The following is a 23721-nucleotide window of genomic DNA, read 5'->3' as shown; positions in this document are numbered from 1 at the left end:
GGAGCTTGCGAATTGTAGCCAAAAGGATACAATTCATCGATGTACAGCGTTGTCGAAACCGAAGAGTTCAGCGATTGGCTGGCCGGGCTGAAAGACGCCACGACGCAGAAGCGCTTACAGGTGCGCTTGCGTAAGGTGACTTTGGGTAACTTGGGCGATGTGAAAGCCGTTGGTGACAACGTTTTTGAAATGAGAGAGTTTTTTGGACCCGGATGGCGCATGTACTACGTCGAGCGATCGGGTGCACTGATCCTCATGTTGGGCGGTGGCGACAAATCAAGTCAGGCACGCGATATTGAACGGGCCAGAAAGTTGGCCAAGGAGTTGTGATGAACAAGGCAAAAACTCGTCCATTCGACATGCAGAACTACCTCAACAGCGAGCAAGACATTGAGGTCTATTTACAAGTAGTGCTGGAAGACGGAGACCCTGCTCTGCTGGCGGCGGCACTGGGCGACATCGCTCGAGCCCGGGGCATGACCCAGCTCGCCAAGGACACGGGGCTCTCGCGGGAAAGCCTCTACAAAAGCCTTTCAGGTGACCGGGCCCCCAACAGCGATACGCTGTTCAAGGTGATGCACGCTTTGGGCTTCAAATTCACAATGCAGCCACTGACGGAAAACTCCTGACTCTGAAAAGCCGGGGCAAGTGCAGGCCGCCTGACGAATTGAGATCAAGGCGCCAGCTCTTTCATCACTGCGTACAGGTCGGCCTTGCCCTCGAAGCCAATGCCCGGCAACTCAGGCAGCGTGACGTAGCTGTTCTCGACCTTGACACCGTCGGGGAAGCCGCCATAGGGCTGGAACAGGTCCGGGTAGGACTCGTTGCCGCCCAGGCCCAGGCCGGCCGCAATCGCCAGCGACATCTGGTGGCCGCCGTGCGGAATGCAGCGTGTGGGCGACCAGCCATGTTCCTTGAGCATGTCCAGCGTGCGCAGGTATTCGACCAGGCCGTAGCTGAGCGCGCAATCGAACTGCAACCAGTCGCGGTCCGGGCGCATGCCGCCGTAGCGGATCAGGTTGCGCGCGTCCTGCATGGAAAACAGGTTCTCGCCGGTGGCCATGGGCTTGTCGTAGTGCTGCGCCAGCTCGGCCTGCAAGGCGTAGTCCAGCGGGTCACCGGCTTCCTCGTACCAGAACAGGTCGTAGTGCGACAGGGCTTTGGCATACGCGATCGCGGTCTTCAGGTCGAAGCGGCCGTTGGCATCGACCGCCAGCTTCTGCCCCGGCGCCAGCATGCCCAGCACCGCCTCGATGCGCCGGCAGTCGTCGGCCAGCGACGCGCCGCCTATCTTCATCTTCACCACCGCATAACCGCGGTCCAGGTAGCTGCGCATCTCCATCATCAGCTTGGCGTCGTCCTTGCCCGGGTAGTAGTAACCGCCCGCGGCGTAAACGAACACCTTGCGCTTCGGCGTGCCGTCGCCATACCGTTCGGCCAGCAGCTGGTACAGCGGCACACCTTCAATCTTGGCCACGGCGTCCCAGACGGCCATGTCGATGGTGCCGACGGCGACCGAACGTTCGCCGTGCCCGCCCGGCTTTTCATTGGTCATCATCGCGGCCCAGACCTTGTGCGGGTCGAGGTTGTTGCCGCTTTCGGCGAGCAGGCTGTCCGGCGCGGCTTCCAGGATGCGCGGCGCAAAACGCTCGCGGATCAGCCCGCCCTGGCCGTAACGCCCGTTGGAGTTGAAGCCGTAACCGATGACCGGCTTGCCGTCACGGATGACGTCGGTGACCACGGCCACCAGGCTCAGCGTCATCTTCGAGAAGTCGATGTAGGCGTTGCGGATGTCGGACTTGATGGGCTGGGTGACTTCGCGGATATCGATGATCTTCATGGGCTAGGGCCTGTTCACACTATTTATACAAGTGCGAACGTGGTTAAAACAGCGCCAATCTAGGCGCGCGACGACGCTCAGCCTGGGCGGCTGGGCTAGGAGTGCAACGACGAGTGGTGCTGTTTTAACCACGTTCCCTTCGGGTTGCGGCCAAAAAGGCCATGCGCAGCGTTGCAAAGCCTTGCCGGGCGCCAGCCCGGCTGCATTTTGCGCCTCGCGCATGGCCTTTTTGACTCGCAACGCATCTTGCATAAATAGTGTGAACAGGCCCAGCTTCGCAGTGGGTGGGTGATGGGGCTATCATCGGCGCCTCCCGCCCCGGCGTCCAATGCCGGTTTTTTCTTGTTCCATGCCCGCAAAGCACCGCCCATGAACCTGACCTGGCTTGAGGATTTCCTGGCGCTGGCCAGCTCGGGCAATTTCTCGCGCGCTGCCAGTGACCGCCACATGACGCAGCCGGCCTTCAGCCGCCGCGTGCGGGCGCTCGAAGAATGGCTGGGCGTGGCGCTGTTCGACCGCAGCACCCACCCCGTCACGCTGACGGAGACCGGGCAGTGGTTCCAGTCGGTGGCGCAGGACATCCTCGCGCGCGTGGCCCGCGTGCCCGACGAGGCGCGGGCGGTGGCCGACGCCAGTTCCGCCACCCTGCGCTTTGCGTCCACCCACGCGCTGTCCTTCACCTTCCTGCCGACCTGGCTGCGCGGACTGGAGTCCGGCTCGCCGATGGGCCCGATACAACTCGTCTCGGACGTGATGCAGCAGTGCGAGGCCCTGATGCTGCAGGGGCGCATCCAGTTCCTGCTGTGTCACTGGCATGAGCAGGTGCCGGGCCGGCTGGACCCGGCGAGCCACCGCTCGGTGAAGGTGGGCGGCGACACCCTGGTGCCGGTCTCCAGCCCGGGGAAAAACGGCAAGCCCCAACACCTGCTGTCGGCCAGCGGCAAACGCGCACCCATCCTCGCGTACAGCAGCGAGTCCGGGCTGGGCCGCATCGTGCGCGCGCTGCGCAGCGGCGCGCTTGAAAAACCCCGCAGCGAGCCGGTGTTCACCGCCCACCTGGCCTCGGTGCTCAAGACCATGGCACTCGACGGGCGTGGCGTGGCCTGGTTGCCGCTCAGCCTGATCGCCGAGGACTTGGCCAGCGGGCGCCTGGTCGCCGCCGGCGGCCCCGAGTGGTCCATAGCGCTCGACATCCGGCTGTTTCGCAGCAATACCGCGCTGCCTCCGGCGGCCGTGAATTTCTGGCACAGGGTGGCAGGAAAGACCCTTTAGGTTTTTTCGCGGAACAGCTCTTCAATCACCCCACGTAGCCAGCGGTTGCCGGGGTCCGCCTCGAAGCGTTTGCTCCAGTGCAGGGACACCGTGAAGTCGCGCAGCGGAAACGGCGGCTCGATGACGGTGTAGCCGCCACCGGCCGCGAAAATGTTGGCGATGTTGCGCGGCATCACGACCGCCAGGTCGGTGGCCTTGACGATGGACGGCAGCACCATGAAGTGTTCGGTCGTCAGCCGCAGGCGCTCTTCGAGCTGCAGCATCTGCAGGATGCGCAAGGTGTCGGAGTGTGTACGCACCGCCACAAACTCCAGCTGCTGCAGGGCGTCGAGCAGCGCCTGGCCGCGGCGCCGGCGCCGCGCAAAAGGGTGGCCTTCGCGCAGCAGCACGATGTAGCGGTCCTTGAGCAGTTGCACCCGCTGCGTGTCTTTCACCGCCGGCAAAAAGCCGAACGCAAAGTCGATGCGCCCGTTGTCCAGCGCCGGGGCGATGTCGTTGCTGGCCCGCGGTGAGGTTTCAATGCGCACCCCGGGTGCCAGCTCGCGCAGCGCCGCCATCAGCTCGGGCAGGAAGCGGCCCTCGCCGATGTCGCTCATGTGGATGCGGAACACCTTGCGCGAGAGCAGCGGTTCAAACAGGGCCGATTCATTGAGCGCCTGCTCCAGCGTGGCGAGCGCGCTGCGCACCGCGTCGGCCAGCCTGTCGGCCTTGGGGGTGGGCTGCACGCCGCCGCCGGCACGCACGAACAGCGGGTCCTTGATCAGCAGGCGCAGCCGCGTCAGGCCCTGGCTGGCGGCCGGCTGCGTCAGGTCCATCAACTCGGCCGCGCGGCTGACGTTGCGAGTGCGGTAGACCGCGTCAAACAGCCGCAGCAGGTTCAGGTCGATGTCTTTTATATGCATTGAATGAATACCAGATAGTCTCGTTATTTTATTGATGGATAGTCGAATGGGGCCCAAACTCGCTGCTTCCCACGAAAATAAAACCCGGAGACAGCCTTGGAAGTTTCATTCAGCAAGGAAATCGAGTCGCTGCGCATGGGCGCGGGCGAAACTTTCCACGGCGAGGGCATCCTCGCGATCACCAAGGCACTGCTCCAGTCCGGTGTGGCCTATGTGGGCGGCTACCAGGGCGCGCCGGTGTCGCACCTGCTCGACGTCATGGTGCAGGCCAAGCCCTACATGGACGAGCTCGGCGTACACGTCGAAGCCTGTTCCAACGAAGCCTCGGCCGCCGCCATGCTGGGCGCGTCTATCCACTACCCGCTGCGCGGCGCGGTGACCTGGAAGTCCATTGTTGGCACCAACGTCGCCGCCGATGCGCTGTCCAATCTCTCCTCGCCCGGCGTCACCGGCGGCGCGCTGATCGTCGTCGGCGAAGACTATGGCGAAGGCGCCAGCGTGATCCAGGAGCGCACCCATGCCTATGCGCTCAAGTCCTCCATGTGCCTGCTGGACCCGCGGCCCGACCTCGGCAAGATGGTGGAGATGGTCGAGCACGGTTTTCGCCTGTCCGAAACCTCGAACATGCCGGCCATACTGGAGCTGCGCATTCGCGCCTGCCATGTGCGCGGCAGTTTCGAATGCAAGGACAACCGCCCGCCGGCGATCTCGACGCGCCAGCTGATGGAAGAACCCGCGGCCTTCGACTACGCCAAACTCGCGCACCCGCCGGTCACCTTCCGCCACGAAAAACTCAAGTTCGAGGAACGCATCCCGGCCGCGCGCCGCTACATCATCGAGCAGCAACTCAACGAACTGATGGACGGGCCGCGGAAGGACCTGGGCATCATCGTGCAGGGCGGCATCTACAACGCGCTGATCCGCGCGCTGCAACAGTTCGGCCTGTGTGACGCGTTTGGCCAGACCGACATTCCCATTCTCGTGCTCAACGTGACCTACCCGCTGGTGCCCGAGCAGGTGGCCGAATTTGCGCTGGGCAAACGCGCGCTGCTGGTGGTCGAGGAAGGCCAGCCCGAATACATCGAGCAGGAAATCGCCACCTTTCTGCGCCGCCGCGACATCAACACGCCGCTGCACGGCAAGGACATGCTGCCCTCGGGCGGTGAATATTCGGTGGAGGTGGTGGCGCAGGGGCTCGTGCACTTCGTCGAGAAGTATTTGCTCCCTCTGGGAGAGGGCGGGGGTGAGGGAGCCGCGCACCAGCCCTCACCCCAACCCTCTCCCACGGGGAGAGGGAGTCTGGAACTGGCCAAGGCCTGGCTCCAGGGCAATGCCGAGCGCCGCAGCGCGGTGGGCCGCGAGATCGAGGCGCAGCTGAATCAGCCGCTGCCGGTACGTCCGCCCGGGTTCTGCATTGGCTGCCCGGAGCGGCCGGTGTTCTCGGCGCTCAAGCTGGCGCAGCAGGACGTCGGGCCGGTGCACATTGCGGCCGACATCGGCTGCCACGCCTTCGGCACCTTCGCGCCGTTTTCCTTCGGTCATTCGATTCTGGGTTACGGCATGAGCCTGGCCAGCCGCGCCGGCGTCTCGCCCATGATGGCGCGCCGCACCTTGTCCATCATGGGTGACGGCGGTTTCTGGCACAACGGCCTGCTGACCGGCGTGCAGTCGGCGCTGTTCAATAGCGACGACGCGGTGCTGCTGATCTTCAAGAATGGCTACACCTCGGCCACCGGCACACAGGACATCATCTCCACGCCCAGTGATGACGCCAAGTTCAACGCCAGCGACAAGCTGCAAAGCCTGACCGACACCAACAAGACGATTGAAAACACCCTGCAGGGCCTGGGCATCCAGTGGCTGCGCACGGTGCACACCTACCATGTCGAGGAGATGCGCCAGACCCTCAACGAGGCTTTCACGACCGACTTCAACGGCCTGAAGGTCATCATTGCCGAGGGCGAATGCCAGCTCGAGCGCCAGCGCCGCATCAAGCCCTGGCTGGCCGGCCTGCTCAAAAAAGGCAAACGCGTGGTACGCGTCAAATACGGTGTCGACGAAGACATCTGCAACGGCGACCACGCGTGCATCCGCCTGTCGGGCTGCCCGACGCTGACGCTCAAGGACAACCCGGATCCGCTCAAGGTGGACCCGGTGGCCACGGTGATTGACGGCTGCGTCGGCTGCGGCCTGTGCGGCGCCAACGCGCATGCGGCGACCCTGTGCCCCTCGTTTTACCGCGCCGAAGTGATCCAGAACCCGAAGTGGCACGAACGCCTGCTGGGCAGCGTGCGCGGGGCGCTGGTACGTGCCATGCAGACAGCGTGATGACCATGAACCAACAAAAACCCATCACCCTGTTGATCTGCGCGCTCGGCGGCGAAGGCGGCGGCGTGTTGACCGAATGGCTGGTGGACATCGCACTGGCCAGCGGATACGCGGCGCAAAGCACGTCGATTCCCGGCGTGGCCCAGCGCACCGGCGCGACCACCTATTACCTCGAAGTGTTCCCGGTGCCGCTGGCCGAACTGCAGGGCAAACGCCCGGTGTTCAGCCTGAACCCGGTGCCCGGCGCCCTGGACGGCATCGTGTCGTCCGAGCTGCTGGAAACCGCGCGCCAGATCGGCAACGGCATGAGTTCACCGCTGCGCACACTGGTCATCAGTTCCAGCAGCCGCACCTTCACCACCGCCGAACGCATGGAGCCGGGCGACGGCCGCACCGACAGCGCGCCGCTGCTGGAGGTGGTGCGTGCGCAAAGCCGCGAGCACCATGTGTTCGACATGGGCGAGATGGCCAAAACCAGCGGCACCGTGGTCAGCGCCGTGATGCTGGGCGCCATCGCCGGCAGCGGCCTGCTGCCTTTCGCGCGCCAGGCGTATGAAAGCGTGATCCGGCACGGTGGCAAGGGCGCCGAAGCCAGCCTGCGTGGCTTCGCCCAGGCCTTTGAACAGGTAGGCACGCAACGCGCGCAGACGGCGCTGGTCACCGGTTTGCTATCAGAAGAGGAGCTGTTTGCGCCCGTCCCTAAAGGGCTGGAGGCCGATTTGGCTTCAAACTTTCCGCCGCAGGTGCATGACATGCTGGCCCTGGGCCACGCACGCATGCTGGAGTACCAGGGCCGCGACTACGCCGACCTCTATGTCCACCGCCTGCGCGAGGTACTGGCCGCCGAGGTGCAGGCGGATCCGGCGGCGGCGCAGGGCTACGCCACCACGCGTGAGATGGCGCGCTGGCTGGCGCTGTGGATGGCGTTTGACGACATCGTGCGCGTCGCCGACCTGAAAAGCAGCGCCAGCCGCTGGCAACGCGTGCACGGCGAGGTCAAGGCGGGCGCCGGTGACCTGCTGCAGGTCTATGACCACTTCAAACCCGGCGCCGCGGAATTCGCGGCCCTGCTGCCGGCGGGCCTGGCCGCGCGTGTGACGCGCTGGGACCGCCAGCGCGTGGCGCGCGGCAAGGCGCCGTGGGCCCTGCCGCTCAAGGTCGGCACGCACTCGGTCTTCGGCATGCTCTCGCTGCGCCTGCTGGCCAGCCTGAAGTGGCTGCGCGTGCGCGGCAGCCGCTTTGCTACCGAGCAGGCGCTGATCACCCAGTGGCTGGACGGCGTCGTGCGCGGCACGCGGGCACACTGGCAGCTGGGCCACGAAATCGCGCTGTGCGGCCGCCTGATCAAGGGTTACGGCAGCACCAACGAACGCGGCAAGGACAACCTCATGCATGTACTGGAGCACCTGGCGACCGGCGCGTCCTTCGCATCGAACGAATCACGCGCCGCGGCCATTGCCCAGGCGCGCGAGGCCGCGCTGGCGGACGAAGCCGGCAAGGCGCTGGACCAGGCGCTGGTGAGCCATGGCGCACCGGCGCGCCCGGTGAAAGCACAACCGATCAGATGGGTCGACAACCCACACCGCAAGCCGCGTGCCGCCAGGACACCCTGACGCGCGCTTTTCGAAACCCGGAAACCTGAACCCCAAGAGGAGACAAACCATGAGCCCATTCTTCCAACCCGGCCGCCGCACCCTGCTGGCACTGGCGCTGATCGCCAGCAGCCTTTTTTCCGCAGCACAGGCGCAGACCGCTTCGTCAGGCTCAGGACAGGCCTGGCCGGCCAAGCCGGTCAGGGTCATCGTCAACTTCCCGCCCGGCGGCGCGGCCGACCAGCTGGCACGCGCCATCGGAACGCCGCTTGCCGAAGCCCTGGGCCAGCCGGTGGTGGTGGAAAACCGCGGTGGCGCCAACGGCAACATCGGCGGTGAAGCCGTGGCCAAAGCGCCTGCCGACGGTTACACCCTGCTCATGAGCTCGGGCGGCATGGTGTCGGTCAACCCGCACCTGTACCCGAAGATGTCCTTCAACCCGGCCAAGGACCTGATGCCGGTGGCAGCCGCGGCGCGCGTGCTGGTGTTCCTGGAAGTCAAACCCTCGCTGCCGGTCAACAACGTGAAGGAATTCCTGGCCTACATGAAGGCCAACCCCGGCAAGCTGTCGTTCGGTTCACCGGGCAACGGCAGCTCGCCGCACCTGGCGGCCGAGATGCTGAAGGCGCAGACCAACAGCTTTGCGGTGCACGTGCCGTACCGCGGCGCAGCACCGGCGATGCAGGACCTGCTGGGCGGCCAGCTCGACTTCATGTTCGACCCGGGCATCGGCCTGCAGCATGTGAAGGCCGGCAAACTCAAGCTGCTGGCCGTGGGCAGCGCCAAACGCTCGCCCCTGTTTCCGGATGTGCCCACCCTCGACGAGGCCGGTTTGAAAAACTTCGACGCCGACACCTGGTTCGGCTTTTATGCGCCAGCCGGTACACCGCCGGCCGTCGTGACCCGGCTGAACCAGGAGATCAACAAGATCCTCGCCACGCAGCCGGTGAAAGACCGCATCATGGCGATAGGCGGCATTCCGGCCCCGATGTCGCCGTCCGACTTCAACATGCGCGCCGCCATTGACGGCACACGTTTCGGCGCGCTGATCCGGGCACGGAATATAAAAGGCGATTGAGCCCCCACGGTAGCTCACACCCACCGTTCGGGCTGAGCCTGTCGAAGCCCCCCTTCGACAAGCTCAGGGCGAACGGGCCGTGGCCTGACAACATAATGAATCCATGAGCAAACAGATCACCCACACCATCCGCGTTGAATTCGGCGATTGCGACCCGGCGCGCATTGTGTGGTTTCCCAATTTCTTCCGCTGGATAGACGCCGCCTCGCGGAATTTTTTTGTACAGTGCGGTGTGCCGTCCTGGCAGGAGACCGAAAAAACGCTGGGCGTGCTCGGTACGCCGCTGGTGGACACGCATTCGCGTTTCCTCCGCACCGCCACCTACGGCGACACGCTGGACATCCACACCTCGATCCCCGAATGGCGCGAGAAAAGTTTTGTGCAGCGTTACCGCATCATGCGCGGTACAGAGGCCATCATGGAGTGCGAGGAGGTGCGCATCTTCGCCGGCCGCCGGGCCGACAACCCGGAAGCCATACGCGCCCTGCCGATTCCGCCGGAGATCCGCGCCCTCTGCGAATGACTTTGCATAAAAATGGCTTTCATCCCTTGCTGGATGGTCTTCAGCAGCTACAAAATCAATAGCGCGCGAAAGTCATTGACATTGGTGTAGGTGGGTCCGGTGATCACCAGATCGCCCAGCGGCTCGAAGTAGCCATAGGCGTCGTTGCGGTCCAGGAAGCCGTTGATCTTCATGCCCTGCGCCACAGCGCGCGTCAGGGTGTCGGGCGCCACAAAGGCGCCGGCGTTGTCTTCCACCCCGTCGATGCCATCGGTGTCCGCCGCCAGCGCGTACACGCCGCGCTGGCCCTGCAGCGCGAGCGCCAGGCCCAGGCAGAACTCGCCGGCCCGTCCGCCGCGGCCTTTGGCCGCCCCCGCTTGCAGCGGTCGGATCGTCACGGTGGTTTCGCCGCCGCTCAGGATCACACAGGGTTTGCTGAAAGGTTGGCTCCTGAGCGCCACCGCACGCGCCAGCGCCGCATGCACCTTGCCGACCTCGCGCGACTCGCCTTCCATTTCGTCGCTGAGGATGTAGGCCTGAAGCCCCGCCGCATGCGCAGCGGCCGCGGCGGCCTCGAGCGACTGCTGGGGCGTGGCCATCATGTGGACCTCGTGGCCGTCAAACGCCGGGGTGCCGGGCTTGGGGGTTTCCAGCGCCCCGCTTTCCAGCCGCGACAACACGTCCGCCGGCACGTCGATGCCGTAACGTTTCAGGATGGCCAGCGCGTCGGCGCAGCTGCTGGCGTCGGGCACGGTCGGGCCGCTGGCAATGATGGACGGGTCGTCGCCCGGCACATCGCTGATGGTCAGCGTGACCACGCGCGCCGGCGCGCAGGCCGCGGCCAGGCGCCCGCCCTTGATGCGCGAGAGGTGTTTGCGCACGCAGTTCATCTCGCCGATGTTGGCGCCGCTGTTGAGCAGTGCCTTGTTGATGCGCTGCTTGTCTTCCAGGCTCAAGCCTTCGGCCGGCAGCGTGAGCAAGGCCGAGCCGCCGCCGGAGATCAGGCACAACACGAGGTCGTCCCGGGTCAGGCCTTGCACCATGGCCAGAATGCGCTGCGAAGCGGCCAGGCCGGCCGCGTCGGGCACCGGATGGGCGGCCTCGACCATCTCGATGCGCTGCGGCAGACCTTCGGGCCGCGGCGGAATGTGGTGGTAACGCGTGACGACCAGGCCTTCGAGCGGGGCGTCCGCCGGCCACAGCGCTTCAACGGCCTGCGCCATCGAGCCACCGGCCTTGCCGGCGCCGATGACAACGGTTCTGCCCTTGGGCGGTGGCGGCAGGCAGGCGGCCGTGTTGTGCAGCGGCATGGCGCGCGTGACCGCGGCCTGGTAAAGATGCTCGAGGAACTGGCGCGGGTGGGTGGCAGGATGGGGTGCAGTCATTCAATATCTCCTGTCCGCTATTGTGACGCCGCCACCTGCTGGTAACCCGCGTGTACCCCGCCTTTCAACCGCCCGAAACGGCCCATGCACCGGTGCCCTCACCGGTGCATGGGCGGCGCCAGGCTACTTCTTGCCCAGACCCAGACGCTGTGCGCTTTCGGTGTACAGCCGCGTTTTTTCCTTCATGAACGCGTCCATCTGGTCCACCCCCACGTTGACCAGCTCGAAACCGCTTTTGGCGGCAAGCTCCTTCATCTCCGGGTCATTGTTCAGGGCCGCCCACATGTCCGAAATCTTCTTGCGGGTCTCGGGCGGCGTGCTGCGGGGCACACCGATGCCGCGGTAGGCACCGTCCACCCAGTCCACACCGAGCTCCTTGAAAGTCGGCACATCCGGCATCAGCGGATGACGCTTGTCCATGGCCACCGCCAGCGGGCGGATACGGGTCTTGTTGTTGATGGCAAACGCGGTGTAGGTCATCGCACCGTCGACCTGTGCGCCCATGACCGAGGTGGCCATGTCGCCCGTGCCCTTGAACGGCACATAGATGGTCTTGACGCCAAACGCCGCGTTGAAGCGCTCATGCGCTGCATGGTTGGCCGAGTTCTGGCCAGAGCCGCCCAAACTCAGCTTGCCGGGGTTGGCCTTGGCCGCCTTGATGAAGTCCGCGAAATTCTTGATCGGGCTCTGCTCGGGCACCACCAGGATGTCGGGCGTGTAGTGGAACCAGAACACCGGCGTGATGTCCTGCGTCTTGTATTGCACCAGGCCCTCGATGGGCTGGAACACGATGTGCGGCAGGTTCACACCCACGATGTTGAGCCCGTCGCCGGGCAGGGTGTTCATCTGCGACCACATCAGCGCGCCGCCGGCACCGGCCTTGTACTGGATGATGGTCTCAATCGCCGCGCACTTCTTTTTCAGCACCATCTGCTGGTGACGCGCCGACAGGTCCGACTCGCCGCCGGGCGGAAAAGCCTGCCAGTACTGCAGGTTCTTGTCCGGGCAAGCCTGTCCTGAGCCCGTCGAAGCGGCCTGCGCCATGACGGCGGGCGCTGCGGCCAGGCAGGCGATACCTATCCATTGTCTGATGTCAACTTTCATGCTGCTGTCTCCTTGTTTTATGGAATGCCACGGGGAAAAAGTTTCAGGCCGCGCGCGCCTGCTGCGTGCCGCCCTGGGCGAGCAGCGCACACACGGCGGCGGTGACCTGTGCGGTGGTGGCGTTGCCGCCCAGGTCGCGCGTGTGCAGCGCCGGGTTGGCGGTGACGGCCTCGATGGCCTGCATCAGCTGCTGCGCCGCGATGTTTTCACCGAGGTGCTCGAGCAGCATGACGCAGCTCCAGAACGTGCCGACCGGATTGGCCAGGCCCTTGCCCATGATGTCGAAGGCCGAGCCGTGGATGGGCTCGAACATCGAGGGGTAGCGGCGCTCGGGGTCGATGTTGCCGGTGGGCGCAATGCCCAGGCTGCCGGCCAGCGCGGCGGCCAGGTCGCTCAGGATGTCGGCGTGCAGGTTGGTCGCCACAATCGTGTCCAGCGAGGCCGGGCGATTGACCATGCGTGCGGTGCAGGCGTCCACCAGTTCCTTGTCCCAGGTCACGTCCGGGAACTCCTTGCTGATCTGCAGCGCGATCTCGTCCCACATCACCATGGCGTGGCGCTGGGCATTGGACTTGGTGACCACGGTCAGCAGCTTGCGCGGACGCGACTGCGCGAGCTTGAAGGCGTAACGCATGATGCGCTCGACGCCGGCGCGCGTCATCATCGACACATCGGTGGCCACCTCGATCGGATGGCCCTGGTGGGCACGCCCGCCGACGCCGGAATATTCGCCCTCGGAGTTCTCGCGCACGATGACCCAGTCGAGTTGCGCCGGCGTGCAGCGCTTGAGTGGTGCGTCGATGCCGGGCAGGATGCGCGTGGGCCGCACATTGGCGTACTGGTCGAAGCCCTGGCAGATCTTCAGGCGCAGGCCCCACAGCGTGATGTGGTCGGGAATATGCGGGTCACCCGCCGAGCCGAACAGGATGGCGTCCTGGCCGCGCAGGGCGTCCAGGCCGTCGTCGGGCATCATCACCCCGTGTTCACGGAACCAGTCGCCGCCCCAGCCAAAAGACGAGAAAGCGAAGCCGAAATTCTGCGTGGCGGCCAGGGCCTGCAGCACCTGCTGGCCGGCCGGGACCACTTCCTTGCCAATGCCGTCGCCCGGGATGCAGGCAATTTTGTAAACCTTCATGACATGTCCTTGAAATCATTGACCAACAAGGATGAACTCTAGCGCTTGCCCGATTCAACAGAACGCCTTAAAGTTATTGCATTGTTTACTTTGAGTTAATAATGAGCACACCGGCCTCTGCCCCTTCCGAGATGGCGTTTTTCAGCCTGCTGGCGCGCAGCGGCAGCTTCTCGGCCACGGCGCGCGAGCTCGACGTGACCACACCGGCCATCAGCAAACGCCTGGCGCTCATGGAAGCGCGGCTGGGGGTGCAGCTGCTGAACCGGACCACACGCCGCATCAGCCCCACGCCCGAAGGCGAGATCTACCTCAGCCATGCGCGGCGCATCCTGGCCGAGATCGCCGACATGGAGCAACTGGTTTCCAGCGCGGTGGCGGTGCCCAAGGGCCTGCTGCGCGTGAATGCCACGCTGGGTTTTGGGCGCAGCCACATCGCCCCGCTGATCTCCAGTTTCGTGAAACAGCACCCGGACATGCAGGTCCAGCTGCAGCTCACGGTCAACCCGCCGCCGGCCAGCGAGGACGCCTTTGATGTGTGTGTGCGCTTCGGCGAGCCGCCCGATGCGCGCGTGATCGCCCGCAAGCTGGCCCCGAACCGGCGCCTGCTGTGTGCGGCCCCCGCCTACCTGGCCAGACACGGCACACCCAAGGTGCCGCACGACCTGACCCAGCACAACTGCATCGGCATCCGCCAGGGCGATGAGGCCTACGGCATCTGGCGACTGGAATCGGGCAAACGCATGGAAACCGTGAAGGTGCGCGGCAACCTGAGCACCAGCGACGGCGAGATTGCCGTCAACTGGGCGCTGGCCGGCCACGGCATCGTGATGCGCGCCGAGTGGGATGTCGCGCGCTACCTGCGCAGCGGCCGGTTGCGCCAGGTGCTGGAGAACTACCAGACTCCGCCGGCCGACATTCATGCGGTCTGGCCGCAGCGCCATCAGGTGTCGGCACGCGTGCGCGCCTTTGTGGACTACCTGGCGGGCCACTTCGAGAAATCGTCCACACGGGCCGCGGGCCTGGTCACCCGCTGGTAAAAGGCGTGGTCAGGGCGCTCTCAGGGTGTAGGCGCGCCGGCTTCGAACCATTGCCGGACCAGGGCCCGTTCCGCCTCGGTGATGCCGGTGGCGTTGTTCATCGGCATGGTTTTGCTGACCACCACCTGCTGGTACACCGCCTGCGCATGCTGCCTGAGCAGCGCCGGCGAGTCGAGGCGGACGTTTTTCATCTGCACCTGCGCGCCGTGGCACAGGTAGCAGCGCTGCTCCAGCACTTTTTGCAGATTCATATAGCCATTTTGGCCTGTAGCCCCCGACAATACTGCGCCACCAGCTATCGAATCAGTAGCAAATCCGGCGCTGGCCGGTTGCGGCGGCGGCTTCATCCAGACGATGGCGCCGAGGATCAGGACCACCCCGACCAGCGCATAGGGCAGCGGGTTGCCGTTGCGGCCCAGCTTGTAGCCGTGGCGCATGACAAAAAACTGGCGGATCAGCGCGCCGGCCAGCATCATGAGAATCAGCATCAGCCAGTTCTGCGGGTGGCCCCAGGTGAAGCTGTAGTGGTTGCTCAGCATCGCAAACAGCACCGGCAAGGTGAAGTAGGTGTTGTGCACGCTGCGCTGTTTGCCGCGCTGGCCGTGCACCGGGTCCACAGCCTCGCCGGCCTTGATGCTGGCGATCACCTTGCGCTGGCCGGGGATGATCCAGAAAAACACATTGGCGCTCATCGCGGTGGCGATCATGGCGCCCACCAGCAGAAACGCGGCACGCCCGGCAAACCAGTGGCAGGCCAGCCAGGACGCCACACACACAAGCACCAGCACCAGCGCGCCGACGATGGCATCCCCGTTTTTGCGTTTACCAAACAGCTGGCAGATGCCGTCGTAAACCATCCAGAACACCACAAAAAAAGACAGCGCCACGCCGATGGCGGCGCCGGGCGACCAGTCCATCAGCGATTTGTCGACCAGGTAGGTGCCGGCGTTCCAGAGGTAGGAAACGGTGAACAGCGCAAAACCGGTGAGCCAGGTGCTGTAGCTCTCCCAGTAAAACCAGTGCAGGTGGCCAGGCAGCGTGGGTGGCTTGACCGCAAACTTGACCGGGTGGTAGAAACCGCCGCCGTGCACGGCCCACAGTTCGCCGCTGACGCCCTGTTTCTTCAAGTCTTCATCGACCGGCGGCGTCAGGCTGGAATCGAGAAAGACAAAATAAAACGAGGAGCCGACCCAGGCGATGGCGGTGATGACGTGGACCCAGCGCAGCAGCAGGTTGGCCCAGTCGAGAAGATAACTTTCCATCCGATGACCTCAATGGGGCAGGCAAGGCCTGCCATGATTGGAAGCTGCTTACCACCGCGGGCACTGTAAGCAGACAAAAGGTCACGAACAAGGACAGGCTTGCAAGCCATCCCGCTCCGCTGCGACCGGATCGCAAAAGTGTATGCGAACTACGCCCGGTGCAACAACAACAACTGTGCCGCGACGGACACGGCAATCACTTCCGGCTCCTTGCCGGTGATGCCGGGCAGGCCGATCGGACAGGTCACGTGCGCCAGTTCTTCAGCGCTGAAACCGCGCGCCTCCAGCCGGTGGCGGAAGGTCGCCCATTTGGTTTTGCTGCCGATCAGGCCGATGTAAGGCAGGTCGCCCCGCTCGCGCTGGCGCCTCAGGCATTCGGCCACGATGTCGAGGTCCTCGGCGTGGCTGAAACTCATGATCAGCACGCGCGACTGCGGCGCCAGGCCGGTCACCGCGCGTTGCACCGGGTCGGAATGTTCGCACACCACGTCGTCCGGCACCACCTCCGGGAAAATGCCGTCGCGGCTGTCGATCCAGCTCAGTGCAAACGGCAGGCGCGCGAGCACCTGAATCAGCGCAAAACCCACATGTCCGCCCCCAAAAAGCGCAACAGGCTGTAAATTTGTATCCAGCCGGCGGCGCAGCCCCGGCACGTCGTCGGGCCCGACCGGTTCAAAGCGCAGATGGACCACCCCGCCGCAGCATTGCCCCAGCGACGGGCCGAGCACAAAGCGGGTGGACGCCTCACCCGGCAACCCCTGCAGGCGCGCACGCGCTCTCGCCATCGCTTCGTATTCCAGATGGCCGCCGCCTATGGTGCCAACCGCCATGCCGGCAAAAACCGCCATCCAGGTCCCGGCCTCGCGCGGCACCGAGCCTTCGGTGGCGCTCACCTCGACCAGCACGGCCGGCTCCAGCGCCAGCCGGGCCAAAAACAAATCCTTGAGCTGACTCACGGTAGAAACCCTCTGATACACGGCCCCTGGTCAGGGTCCGCAGAACGCATAATTCAGCCTCGCGGCAGCAGGTTTTTGTTACATAACCGGCGCCCGGGCCGACTGCACAATAGCAGCCGTAACCGCCTGACAACAACACAAGGATACATATGCCTGCATCCTCCACCCATCGTCGCTTCTGGCTCATGGCACTGCTTTCGACCGCCGCCGGAGCCATCGTCTCGGCCTGCAAGTCTGCGCCACCGCAGCCAGAACCGGGCCCGTCTGAGGCGAACGCAACGCCCAACGTGGTCGGCCCGGTCGCGAGCCAGGCTGGCTCGGCCCGCAGTTCGGCGGCACCGAACGCCCGCGCCTACCGCCAAAGCGGCGCCAGCCATCTTTACGGACTGCACACCGACCGGATCTTCAAGGGGAGAATGCCGCCCCTGCTGTACGCGATCGGTGTGCTGAACGTGGAAATCAACCAGGCCGGCACCGTGACCCGCCTCGACTGGATGCGGGCACCGCGCCATGCGCCTGAAGTGATTGCCGAGATCGAACGCATGATCAAGGCCGCATCGCCTTTTCCGGCGCCGGTGCGGATTGGCAAGGTCGTCTACACCGACACCTGGCTCTGGCACAAAAGCGGAAAATTCCAGCTTGATACGCTGACCGAAGGGCAGAATTAAGCCCCCACGCTTGTCACTGCGTGTACTGCGCTGCCCCCCGAGGGGGCGCTACGCCTGCGGACTGGCAAAGCCAGATCCGCGGCCCCTGCTTGACTAAAACCTCCCGCAGTTCTCTCCGCATGGGCGGTTTCAGGACCCGCGGTAAGTGGAATAACTCCAGGGGCTGACCAGCAGCGGCACGTGGTAATGCTGGCTGGTGTCGGCCACGCCGAAGTCCAGGCTCACCCGGTTCAGGAAATTCGGTTCCGGCAGCGTCACGCCGCGCGCACGGAAATATCCCGCCACGTCGAACACCAGTCGGTACGTGCCGCGCTGGAGGCTGCTGGTGTCATAGAGCAGACCGTCGGGGTTGCGACCGTCGCTGTTCAGGTGGAACGATTTCACCAGCGTGGCCTGGTCGCCATCGGTGGTGTACAGCTGGACGGACATGCCGGCCGCTGGCGTGCCGTGCATGGTGTCCAGCACATGTGTGCTCAGGCCCATGTCAATTCCTTGTTTGCGGTGCATCGGTCAGTCCGATGGTCTACTGAAAGTGTATACACTTTTGGGCTTTCCGACTATCATTTGCGCCATGGAATCGTCCACAACCAGCTCTATTGTTGAAGCCCTGACCAGGGCCATTGTGGAGCACCGGCTGCACCCCGGTACCAAACTGGCCGAACAAAAGCTGGCCGATCACTTTGGCGTATCGCGTACGCTGGTCCGCCAGGCACTGTTTCAGCTCTCGCAAAACCAGCTGATCCGCATGGAACCGGCGCGCGGCGCCTTTGTTGCGGCCCCCACGGTAGAAGAAGCGCGCCAGGTGTTCGCGGTGCGCCGCATGCTGGAGGCCGAAATGACGCGGGCCTTCGTCAAGCAGGTGACGCCGGCGCAAATCCGGACACTGAAAGACCATCTGGCCAACGAAAAAGCGGCCATGGACGACCAGGACGCGGCCAGGCGCATCGAACTGCTAGGCGACTTTCATGTTCGCATGGCCGAACTGATGGGCAACGAGGTACTGGCCCAGATCCTGCGTGACTTGATCTCGCGCAGCTCCCTCATCACGCTGATGTACCAGCGCACCGGCGCCGCGCAGCACTCCCAGCACGAGCACGTGGAAATCGTCAAAGCGCTGGCGGCCCGCGACGCAACGCGAGCCGTCGAGTTGATGACCGAACATTTGCTGCATGTCGAACAAAGCCTGGCCTTCGACCGCAAGGTGCAGATCAACGACATCGCCATGGCACTGTCATGAACAAATCTGCCGTCAAGCCGGACCAATTTCCCGCAGGGCCGTCCCAAGGAAAATTAGCCCCCCGGGGGGGCAGCGCATCACACGAAGTGGAAAGCGTGGGGGCCCTGTCTTACCCCAGGGATCTGGTTGGCTACGGCCGCACACCGCCGCACGCGCAATGGCCCGGCGGTGCCCGCATCGCTGTGCAGTTTGTGCTGAACTACGAGGAAGGCGGCGAAAACTCCGTGCTGCATGGCGACGCCGGCTCCGAACAGTTTCTCTCCGAGATGGCCAACCCGCCCAGCTACCCCGAACGCCACCTGAGCATGGAAGGCATTTACGAGTACGGCTCGCGGGCCGGCGTCTGGCGCCTGCTGCGCGAGTTTGAAAAACGCCAGCTGCCGCTGACCGTGTTCGGCGTCAGCATGGCCCTGCAGCGCCACCCCGAGCTGACCGCCGCCTTCGTCGCGCTGGGCCACGAAATCGCCTGCCACGGCCTGCGCTGGATCAACTACCAGGGTGTGGACGAAGTGGTCGAGCGCGAACACATGCGCCTGGGCCTGGACATCATCACGCAGATGACCGGCCAGCGGCCGCTGGGCTGGTACACCGGCCGGGACAGCCCGCGCACGCGGCGCTTGGTCGCCGACGACGGCCAACTGGCCTACGACAGCGACTACTACGGCGACGACCTGCCGCTGTGGATGAAGGTGGCGCGCACCGACGGCGCCGTGGTGCCGCGGCTGGTGGTGCCCTACACACTGGACACCAACGACATGCGTTTTGCACTGCCCCAGGGCTTCTCGCAGGGCGACGACTTTTTCACCTACCTGCGTGACAGCTTCGATGCGCTGTATGCCGAGGGTGACCCGAATGGCCTGAACGCGCCCAAGATGCTCAGCGTCGGCATGCACTGCCGCCTGCTGGGCCGGCCCGGCCGCATCGTGGCGCTGCAGAAATTCCTCGACCACGTCCAGCAGCACGAGCATGTCTGGATCTGCCGCCGCATCGACATTGCTCGCCACTGGCAGCAAGTCCACCCCTTCAAAGAATGACCAAGACCATGACCACGTCCCTGACCCTTGAACAACTGAACACCGCACCGGCCCCTGAAACCGCGGCCTGGCTGGCTGGCCTCTATGAACATTCCCCGTGGATCGCCGAAGCCGCGCTGGCCCACCGCCCTTTCCGGTCGCTGGCACACCTCAAACACCTGATGGCCGGCATCGTCCGCGAAGCCGGCCGCGAGGCCCAGCTCACGCTGATCCGCGCCCATCCCGAGCTGGCCGGCAAGGCCATGGTGAGCCGGGCGCTGACGGCCGAGTCGACCAACGAACAGGGCAAGGCCGGCCTGACGGACTGCACGCCCGACGAGTTCGCGCGCCTCCAGGCGCTCAACACCGCCTACAGCACGCGGTTCGGCTTTCCCTTCATCCTCGCCGCGCGCGGCCCGCGCGGCACCGGCCTGAGCCGGCAGGAGATCATCGCCGCCTTTGAGCAGCGGCTGGCCAACCACCCCGACTTCGAGCTCGCTGAAGCCCTGCGCAACATCCACCGCATCGCCGAGTTGCGGCTCAACGACAGATTTGGCGTGGCGCCCCGCCTGGGCAACCAGGTCTGGGACTGGCAGGAAAAACTCGGCGTTTTCAGCGACCCGGGCTACCTGGAAAAAGGCCAACTCACGGTCACCTACCTGACCGACGCGCACCGCGCCGCCGCCCGGCTGATTGAACAGACCATGCGGGACAGCGGCTTCGACGAGGTGAGCGTGGACGCGGTCGGCAACGTCGTGGGCCGCTACAAGGCGCGCCCTCACCCCCACCCTCTCCCGGCGGGAGAGGGAGTGAAAACACTCATGACCGGCTCGCACTACGACACCGTGCGCAACGGCGGCAAGTACGACGGACGCCTCGGCATTTTTGTACCCGTGGCCTGCGTGGCCGAGCTGTCGCGCGCGGGCAAGCGACTGCCTTTCGACTTTGAAGTGATTGCTTTTGCCGAAGAGGAAGGCCAGCGTTACAAGGCCACTTTTCTCGGCTCCGGCGCGCTGATCGGCCAGTTCAACCAGGCCTGGCTGGACCAGAAGGATGCCGACGGCATCGGCATGCGCGAGGCCATGCAACACGCCGGCCTGCCGGCCACGCTGGAGGCCATCCGCGCACTGCAGCGCAAGCCGGCCGACTACCTGGGGTTTGTCGAGGTGCATATCGAGCAGGGCCCGGTACTCAACGAACTCGACATCCCGCTGGGCATCGTCACCTCCATCAACGGCGGTGTGCGTTACACCTGCGAGGTCACCGGCATGGCCAGCCATGCGGGCACCACCCCCATGAACCGCCGGCGCGACGCGGCGCTGGCTGTGGCTGAACTCGCGCTGTATGTGGAGCAGCGCGCGGCCCGCGACGGCGACTCGGTCGGCACCATCGGCATCTGGACGGTGCCCGGCGGCTCGACCAACGTGGTGCCCGGCCGTTGCCAGTTCACGCTGGACCTGCGCGCGCCCAACGATGCACAGCGCGACGCGATGGTGGCCGATGTGCTGGCCGAACTGAAAACCATCTGCGAACGCCGCGGCGTCCACCACACCACCGAACAAACCATGCGCGCCGCTGCAGCGCCAAGTGCCCCGGACTGGCAACAGCGCTGGGAAAAAGCGGTGGACAGCCTGGGCGTTCCGCTTTACCGCATGCCAAGCGGCGCGGGCCATGACGCGATGAAGCTCCATGAGGTGATGCCGCAGGCCATGTTGTTTGTGCGCGGCCAGAACTCCGGCATCAGCCACAACCCGCTGGAAAGCACAACCAGCGACGACATCGACTTGGCCGTCCAGGCTTTCCAGCACCTCCTGTACCAATTGGGCGGCTCCAGCCATGACTGATGACGAAAAACTGGATGCCTGGGTGGACGCCCACTTCGACGAGGAAGTGCGCTTTCTGCAGGAACTGATCCGCGTGCCCACGCCCACGCCGCCCGGCAACAATGCCCCGCATGCCGAACGCACCGCCGAGCTGCTCCACGCTTTCGGTTTTGAAGCGGAAAAACACAAGATCGCGCCGGTGGAGGTCAAGGCCTATGGCCTGGAGTCCCTGACCAACCTGATCGTGCGCCGCCGTTACGGCGAAGGCAGGACCATTGCCCTGAACGCCCACGGCGATGTGGTGCCGCCCGGTGAGGGCTGGACCCAGGAACCCTATGGCGGCAAGGTTGTGGACGGCAGGATCTACGGCCGGGCCTCGGCCGTCAGCAAGTCCGATTTCGCCACTTACACGTTTGCCGTGCGGGCGCTGGAGGCGCTGGGCATCCCGCTGCACGGCAGCGTGGAACTGCATTTCACTTACGACGAGGAGTTCGGCGGGGAGATGGGTCCCGGCTGGCTGCTCAAGAACAAGCTCACCCGGCCGGACCTGCTGATCGCCGCGGGTTTCAGCCATGAAGTGGTCACCGCCCACAACGGCTGCCTGCAGATGGAAGTCACGGTGCACGGCAAGATGGCCCATGCCGCCATCCCCGACACCGGCGTGGATGCACTGCAGGCCGCCGTGCACATCCTCAATGCGCTGTATGCGCAGAACACGCTGTACCAGAAGGTCAGCTCCAAGGTCGAGGGCATCAACCATCCCTACCTGAATGTCGGCCGCATTGAGGGTGGCACCAACACCAACGTCGTGCCGGGCAAGGTGATGTTCAAGCTGGACCGCCGCATGATTCCCGAGGAAAAACCGTTTGAAGTGGAACGCGCGATCCGCACGGTGATCAATGATGCCGCCAAGGAGTGCGAAGGTGTCCGCGTCGAAATCAAGCGCCTGCTGCTGGCCAACGCACTCAAGCCGCTGCCGGGCAACCAGCCGCTGGTCGACGCGATCCAGAAACATGGACAGGCGGTCTTCGGTGAGCCCATCCCGGCCATGGGCACACCGCTGTACACCGATGTGCGCCTGTACGCCGAGGCCGGCATACCGGGCGTGATTTACGGCGCCGGGCCACGCACGGTGCTCGAGTCCAACGCCAAACGCGCCGACGAACACCTGGTCCTCGACGACCTGCGCGGCGCGACCAAGGTGATTGCGCGCACGCTACTTGAACTGCTGGCGCCCCTGCCATGACCCCCTGCCGCCGGCAGCCATCCCCTATTTGCACGGTGCGGGCTGGTTCAGGGGATATCCCGATGGCTGCGCCGTGCACCCGAGACCCACAATCAGGGATGCACAGGGTGCCTCCAGACACTGGCCGGGCATTTTTCTTGCTTGACGTGATACATCCCCAACCTTCTCCGGAGCATCCATGACAAAACGCGCTTTCATCAAGACCTTCGCAGCCCTGGCCGTCACTGCAGCCGCGGCCGTGGGTAGCCATGCCTACGCCCAGAACACACCCGTCAAGTTCCAGCTGGACTGGCGTTTTGAAGGCCCCGCCGCGCTGTTTCTGACCCCTGCGGCCAAAGGTTATTTCAAGGCCGCCAAACTCGACGTGACGATTGACGCCGGCAACGGCTCGGGTGGCACGGTTACGCGCGTCGCTTCGGGCAGCTACGACATGGGTTTTGCCGACCTGGCCGCCCTGATGGAATTTCACGCCAACAACCCGGATGCCGCCAACAAGCCGGTCGCGGTGATGATGGTCTACAACAACACGCCGGCTTCGGTGATGGCGCTGAAAAAGTCCGGCATCAAGACCGTGGCCGACCTGAACGGCAAAAAACTCGGTGCCCCGGTGTTTGACGCCGGCCGCCGCGCCTTCCCGATTTTTGCCAAGGCCAACGGCATCAGTGGCGTGCAGTGGACCGCCATGGACCCGCCATTGCGTGAAACCATGCTGGTTCGGGGCGATGTCGATGCCATCACCGGCTTCACCTTCACTTCGCTGCTCAACCTCGAAGCGCGCGGCGTGAAAGCCGAGGACGTGGTGGTGCTGCCTTACGCCGACAACGGCGTCAAGCTGTACGGCAACGTGATCATTGCCTCGCCGAAAATGATCAGGGAGAACCCCGCCGCCGTGAAGGCCTTCCTGCTGGCCTTCACCAAGGGCGTGAAGGAAGTCATCGCCAAGCCGGCGGCCGCCATTGAAGACGTCAAGGCACGCGACGGCATCATCAACACCGCGCTCGAAACACGCCGCCTGCAGCTGGCCATCGACACCGTCATCAACAGCCCCGACGCACGTGCCGAAGGGTTCGGCCAGGTCAAGGGCCCGCGCCTGACGCTGATGGCCTCTCAGGTGTCGGACGCCTTCAACACCAAGACACGTGTCAATGCCGACAGCGTGTGGAACGGCTCCTTCCTGCCCACGGCGGCCGAGCTCAACGTCCTGCCCGCCGCGAAGAAGTAACTGCGTAACTGCGTAACTGCGACATACGGCGCCCGCCGGCGACCCGCGCCGGCAGACACCTGAACGACACGGCCGGCCTTTCCCTGAAATGCCGGCCGTTGTCCTGAACGTCCCGAGCG

At 64.8% G+C, this 23721-nt stretch carries 22 protein-coding genes; 14 read left to right on the top strand and 8 right to left on the bottom strand.

Going from position 1 to position 23721, the window contains the following annotated elements; translation table 11 throughout:
• Positions 1-39: 39 nt before the first annotated feature.
• Together B7G52_RS00595 and B7G52_RS00590 are read left to right on the top strand one after the other, a co-directional pair.
• Complete coding sequence (locus tag B7G52_RS00595; protein WP_096695500.1) at positions 40-330, top strand: type II toxin-antitoxin system RelE/ParE family toxin; 291 nt, start codon at positions 40-42, stop codon at positions 328-330.
• On the top strand, positions 330-629 hold the full coding sequence (locus B7G52_RS00590) for an addiction module antidote protein (RefSeq protein WP_096695499.1): 300 nt from the start codon (positions 330-332) through the stop codon (positions 627-629). The genes B7G52_RS00595 and B7G52_RS00590 overlap by 1 nt, the downstream gene beginning before the upstream one ends.
• 44 nt (positions 630-673) lie before the next feature.
• On the opposite strand, the gene B7G52_RS00585 is transcribed toward B7G52_RS00590, so the two are convergent.
• A complete protein-coding gene (locus tag B7G52_RS00585; RefSeq protein ID WP_096695498.1) occupies positions 674-1840 on the bottom strand; it encodes a mandelate racemase/muconate lactonizing enzyme family protein in 1167 nt (388 codons plus the stop codon).
• 369 nt (positions 1841-2209) lie between these two features.
• Between B7G52_RS00585 and B7G52_RS00580 the strand changes: the two genes are divergently transcribed.
• A complete protein-coding gene (locus B7G52_RS00580) occupies positions 2210-3112 on the top strand; it encodes a LysR family transcriptional regulator (protein ID WP_096695649.1) in 903 nt (300 codons plus the stop codon).
• Here B7G52_RS00580 and B7G52_RS00575 read toward each other — a convergent pair.
• Entirely contained in the window at positions 3109-4014 is a 906-nt protein-coding gene (locus B7G52_RS00575) for a LysR family transcriptional regulator (protein WP_170954644.1), read from the bottom strand. The genes B7G52_RS00580 and B7G52_RS00575 overlap by 4 nt on opposite strands.
• Positions 4015-4110: 96 nt before the next feature.
• Between B7G52_RS00575 and B7G52_RS00570 the strand changes: the two genes are divergently transcribed.
• The 4 genes from B7G52_RS00570 (at position 4111) to B7G52_RS00555 (ending at position 9535) form a co-directional block, all read left to right on the top strand.
• Positions 4111-6342, top strand: coding sequence for an indolepyruvate ferredoxin oxidoreductase subunit alpha (locus B7G52_RS00570; RefSeq protein WP_096695497.1), 2232 nt, complete (start codon positions 4111-4113; stop codon positions 6340-6342).
• 5 nt (positions 6343-6347) lie between these two features.
• Positions 6348-7955, top strand: coding sequence for an indolepyruvate oxidoreductase subunit beta family protein (locus tag B7G52_RS00565; protein ID WP_096695647.1), 1608 nt, complete (start codon positions 6348-6350; stop codon positions 7953-7955).
• Positions 7956-8004: 49 nt separating this feature from the next.
• Positions 8005-9012: a tripartite tricarboxylate transporter substrate binding protein gene (locus B7G52_RS00560; protein ID WP_096695496.1), complete on the top strand. Its 1008-nt coding sequence runs from the start codon at positions 8005-8007 to the stop codon at positions 9010-9012.
• Positions 9013-9115: 103 nt separating this feature from the next.
• Positions 9116-9535 (top strand): thioesterase family protein, encoded by a 420-nt coding sequence (locus tag B7G52_RS00555; protein ID WP_096695495.1) that lies wholly within the window; start codon positions 9116-9118, stop codon positions 9533-9535.
• 47 nt (positions 9536-9582) lie between these two features.
• Here the strand turns inward: B7G52_RS00555 and B7G52_RS00550 are convergent, their stop codons facing one another.
• The 3 genes from B7G52_RS00550 to B7G52_RS00540 all read right to left on the bottom strand — a co-directional run bounded on the left by B7G52_RS00550 (position 9583) and on the right by B7G52_RS00540 (position 13138).
• On the bottom strand, positions 9583-10899 hold the full coding sequence (locus B7G52_RS00550) for a glycerate kinase (protein WP_096695494.1): 1317 nt from the start codon (positions 10897-10899) through the stop codon (positions 9583-9585).
• A 123-nt stretch (positions 10900-11022) separates the two neighbouring features.
• Entirely contained in the window at positions 11023-12003 is a 981-nt protein-coding gene (locus B7G52_RS00545; protein ID WP_096695493.1) for a tripartite tricarboxylate transporter substrate binding protein, read from the bottom strand.
• A gap of 43 nt (positions 12004-12046) precedes the next feature.
• Complete coding sequence (locus tag B7G52_RS00540; protein WP_096695492.1) at positions 12047-13138, bottom strand: tartrate dehydrogenase; 1092 nt, start codon at positions 13136-13138, stop codon at positions 12047-12049.
• 101 nt (positions 13139-13239) lie between these two features.
• On the opposite strand from B7G52_RS00540, the gene B7G52_RS00535 reads away from it, so the two are divergent.
• The gene (locus B7G52_RS00535; protein ID WP_096695491.1) at positions 13240-14175 is read left to right on the top strand and encodes a LysR family transcriptional regulator; all 936 of its coding nucleotides are present in this window, start codon (positions 13240-13242) and stop codon (positions 14173-14175) included.
• 20 nt (positions 14176-14195) lie between these two features.
• Here the strand turns inward: B7G52_RS00535 and B7G52_RS00530 are convergent, their stop codons facing one another.
• Together B7G52_RS00530 and xdhC are read right to left on the bottom strand one after the other, a co-directional pair.
• The gene (locus B7G52_RS00530; protein WP_096695490.1) at positions 14196-15437 is read right to left on the bottom strand and encodes a urate hydroxylase PuuD; all 1242 of its coding nucleotides are present in this window, start codon (positions 15435-15437) and stop codon (positions 14196-14198) included.
• Between the two features lie 149 nt (positions 15438-15586).
• A complete protein-coding gene (gene xdhC, locus B7G52_RS00525) occupies positions 15587-16393 on the bottom strand; it encodes a xanthine dehydrogenase accessory protein XdhC (protein ID WP_096695489.1) in 807 nt (268 codons plus the stop codon).
• Between the two features lie 149 nt (positions 16394-16542).
• Between xdhC and B7G52_RS00520 the strand changes: the two genes are divergently transcribed.
• On the top strand, positions 16543-17061 hold the full coding sequence (locus B7G52_RS00520; RefSeq protein ID WP_240523263.1) for a hypothetical protein: 519 nt from the start codon (positions 16543-16545) through the stop codon (positions 17059-17061).
• Positions 17062-17190: 129 nt separating this feature from the next.
• On the opposite strand, the gene uraH is transcribed toward B7G52_RS00520, so the two are convergent.
• Entirely contained in the window at positions 17191-17544 is a 354-nt protein-coding gene (uraH, locus tag B7G52_RS00515) for a hydroxyisourate hydrolase (RefSeq protein ID WP_096695487.1), read from the bottom strand.
• Between the two features lie 88 nt (positions 17545-17632).
• Here uraH and B7G52_RS00510 point away from each other — a divergent pair, with 88 nt between their 5' ends.
• From B7G52_RS00510 to B7G52_RS00490, 5 genes are all read left to right on the top strand, one after another.
• Complete coding sequence (locus B7G52_RS00510) at positions 17633-18298, top strand: GntR family transcriptional regulator (protein ID WP_170954643.1); 666 nt, start codon at positions 17633-17635, stop codon at positions 18296-18298.
• 95 nt (positions 18299-18393) lie between these two features.
• Complete coding sequence (gene puuE / locus B7G52_RS00505) at positions 18394-19332, top strand: allantoinase PuuE (protein ID WP_240523262.1); 939 nt, start codon at positions 18394-18396, stop codon at positions 19330-19332.
• On the top strand, positions 19329-21155 hold the full coding sequence (gene uraD, locus B7G52_RS00500; RefSeq protein ID WP_240523261.1) for a 2-oxo-4-hydroxy-4-carboxy-5-ureidoimidazoline decarboxylase: 1827 nt from the start codon (positions 19329-19331) through the stop codon (positions 21153-21155). Before puuE ends, uraD begins: the two co-directional genes overlap by 4 nt.
• Positions 21148-22380 carry an ArgE/DapE family deacylase gene (locus B7G52_RS00495; RefSeq protein WP_096695485.1) on the top strand — a complete coding sequence of 411 codons (1233 nt, stop codon included), beginning with the start codon at positions 21148-21150 and terminating at the stop codon, positions 22378-22380. Before uraD ends, B7G52_RS00495 begins: the two co-directional genes overlap by 8 nt.
• Before the next feature lie 178 nt (positions 22381-22558).
• A complete protein-coding gene (locus tag B7G52_RS00490; protein ID WP_096695484.1) occupies positions 22559-23602 on the top strand; it encodes an ABC transporter substrate-binding protein in 1044 nt (347 codons plus the stop codon).
• The last annotated feature ends 119 nt before the right edge of the window (positions 23603-23721 follow it).

The sequence above is a fragment of the Polaromonas sp. AER18D-145 genome (assembly GCF_002379095.1).
In the GTDB taxonomy this organism is placed as follows: domain Bacteria; phylum Pseudomonadota; class Gammaproteobacteria; order Burkholderiales; family Burkholderiaceae_C; genus Polaromonas.
This window is presented reverse-complemented; position numbering and strand designations above follow the sequence as displayed.

Coding starts and splice junctions, on each gene's coding strand:
- B7G52_RS00595 (WP_096695500.1), top strand. CDS start 40: ATGTACAGCGTTGTCGAAACCGAAGAGTTCAGCGATTGGCTGGCCGGG.
- B7G52_RS00590 (WP_096695499.1), top strand. CDS start 330: ATGAACAAGGCAAAAACTCGTCCATTCGACATGCAGAACTACCTCAAC.
- B7G52_RS00585 (WP_096695498.1), bottom strand. CDS start 1,840: ATGAAGATCATCGATATCCGCGAAGTCACCCAGCCCATCAAGTCCGAC.
- B7G52_RS00580 (WP_096695649.1), top strand. CDS start 2,210: ATGAACCTGACCTGGCTTGAGGATTTCCTGGCGCTGGCCAGCTCGGGC.
- B7G52_RS00575 (WP_170954644.1), bottom strand. CDS start 4,014: ATGCATATAAAAGACATCGACCTGAACCTGCTGCGGCTGTTTGACGCG.
- B7G52_RS00565 (WP_096695647.1), top strand. CDS start 6,348: ATGAACCAACAAAAACCCATCACCCTGTTGATCTGCGCGCTCGGCGGC.
- B7G52_RS00560 (WP_096695496.1), top strand. CDS start 8,005: ATGAGCCCATTCTTCCAACCCGGCCGCCGCACCCTGCTGGCACTGGCG.
- B7G52_RS00555 (WP_096695495.1), top strand. CDS start 9,116: ATGAGCAAACAGATCACCCACACCATCCGCGTTGAATTCGGCGATTGC.
- B7G52_RS00550 (WP_096695494.1), bottom strand. CDS start 10,899: ATGACTGCACCCCATCCTGCCACCCACCCGCGCCAGTTCCTCGAGCAT.
- B7G52_RS00545 (WP_096695493.1), bottom strand. CDS start 12,003: ATGAAAGTTGACATCAGACAATGGATAGGTATCGCCTGCCTGGCCGCA.
- B7G52_RS00540 (WP_096695492.1), bottom strand. CDS start 13,138: ATGAAGGTTTACAAAATTGCCTGCATCCCGGGCGACGGCATTGGCAAG.
- B7G52_RS00535 (WP_096695491.1), top strand. CDS start 13,240: ATGAGCACACCGGCCTCTGCCCCTTCCGAGATGGCGTTTTTCAGCCTG.
- B7G52_RS00530 (WP_096695490.1), bottom strand. CDS start 15,437: ATGGAAAGTTATCTTCTCGACTGGGCCAACCTGCTGCTGCGCTGGGTC.
- B7G52_RS00520 (WP_240523263.1), top strand. CDS start 16,543: ATGCCTGCATCCTCCACCCATCGTCGCTTCTGGCTCATGGCACTGCTT.
- uraH (WP_096695487.1), bottom strand. CDS start 17,544: ATGGGCCTGAGCACACATGTGCTGGACACCATGCACGGCACGCCAGCG.
- B7G52_RS00510 (WP_170954643.1), top strand. CDS start 17,633: ATGGAATCGTCCACAACCAGCTCTATTGTTGAAGCCCTGACCAGGGCC.
- uraD (WP_240523261.1), top strand. CDS start 19,329: ATGACCAAGACCATGACCACGTCCCTGACCCTTGAACAACTGAACACC.
- B7G52_RS00495 (WP_096695485.1), top strand. CDS start 21,148: ATGACTGATGACGAAAAACTGGATGCCTGGGTGGACGCCCACTTCGAC.
- B7G52_RS00490 (WP_096695484.1), top strand. CDS start 22,559: ATGACAAAACGCGCTTTCATCAAGACCTTCGCAGCCCTGGCCGTCACT.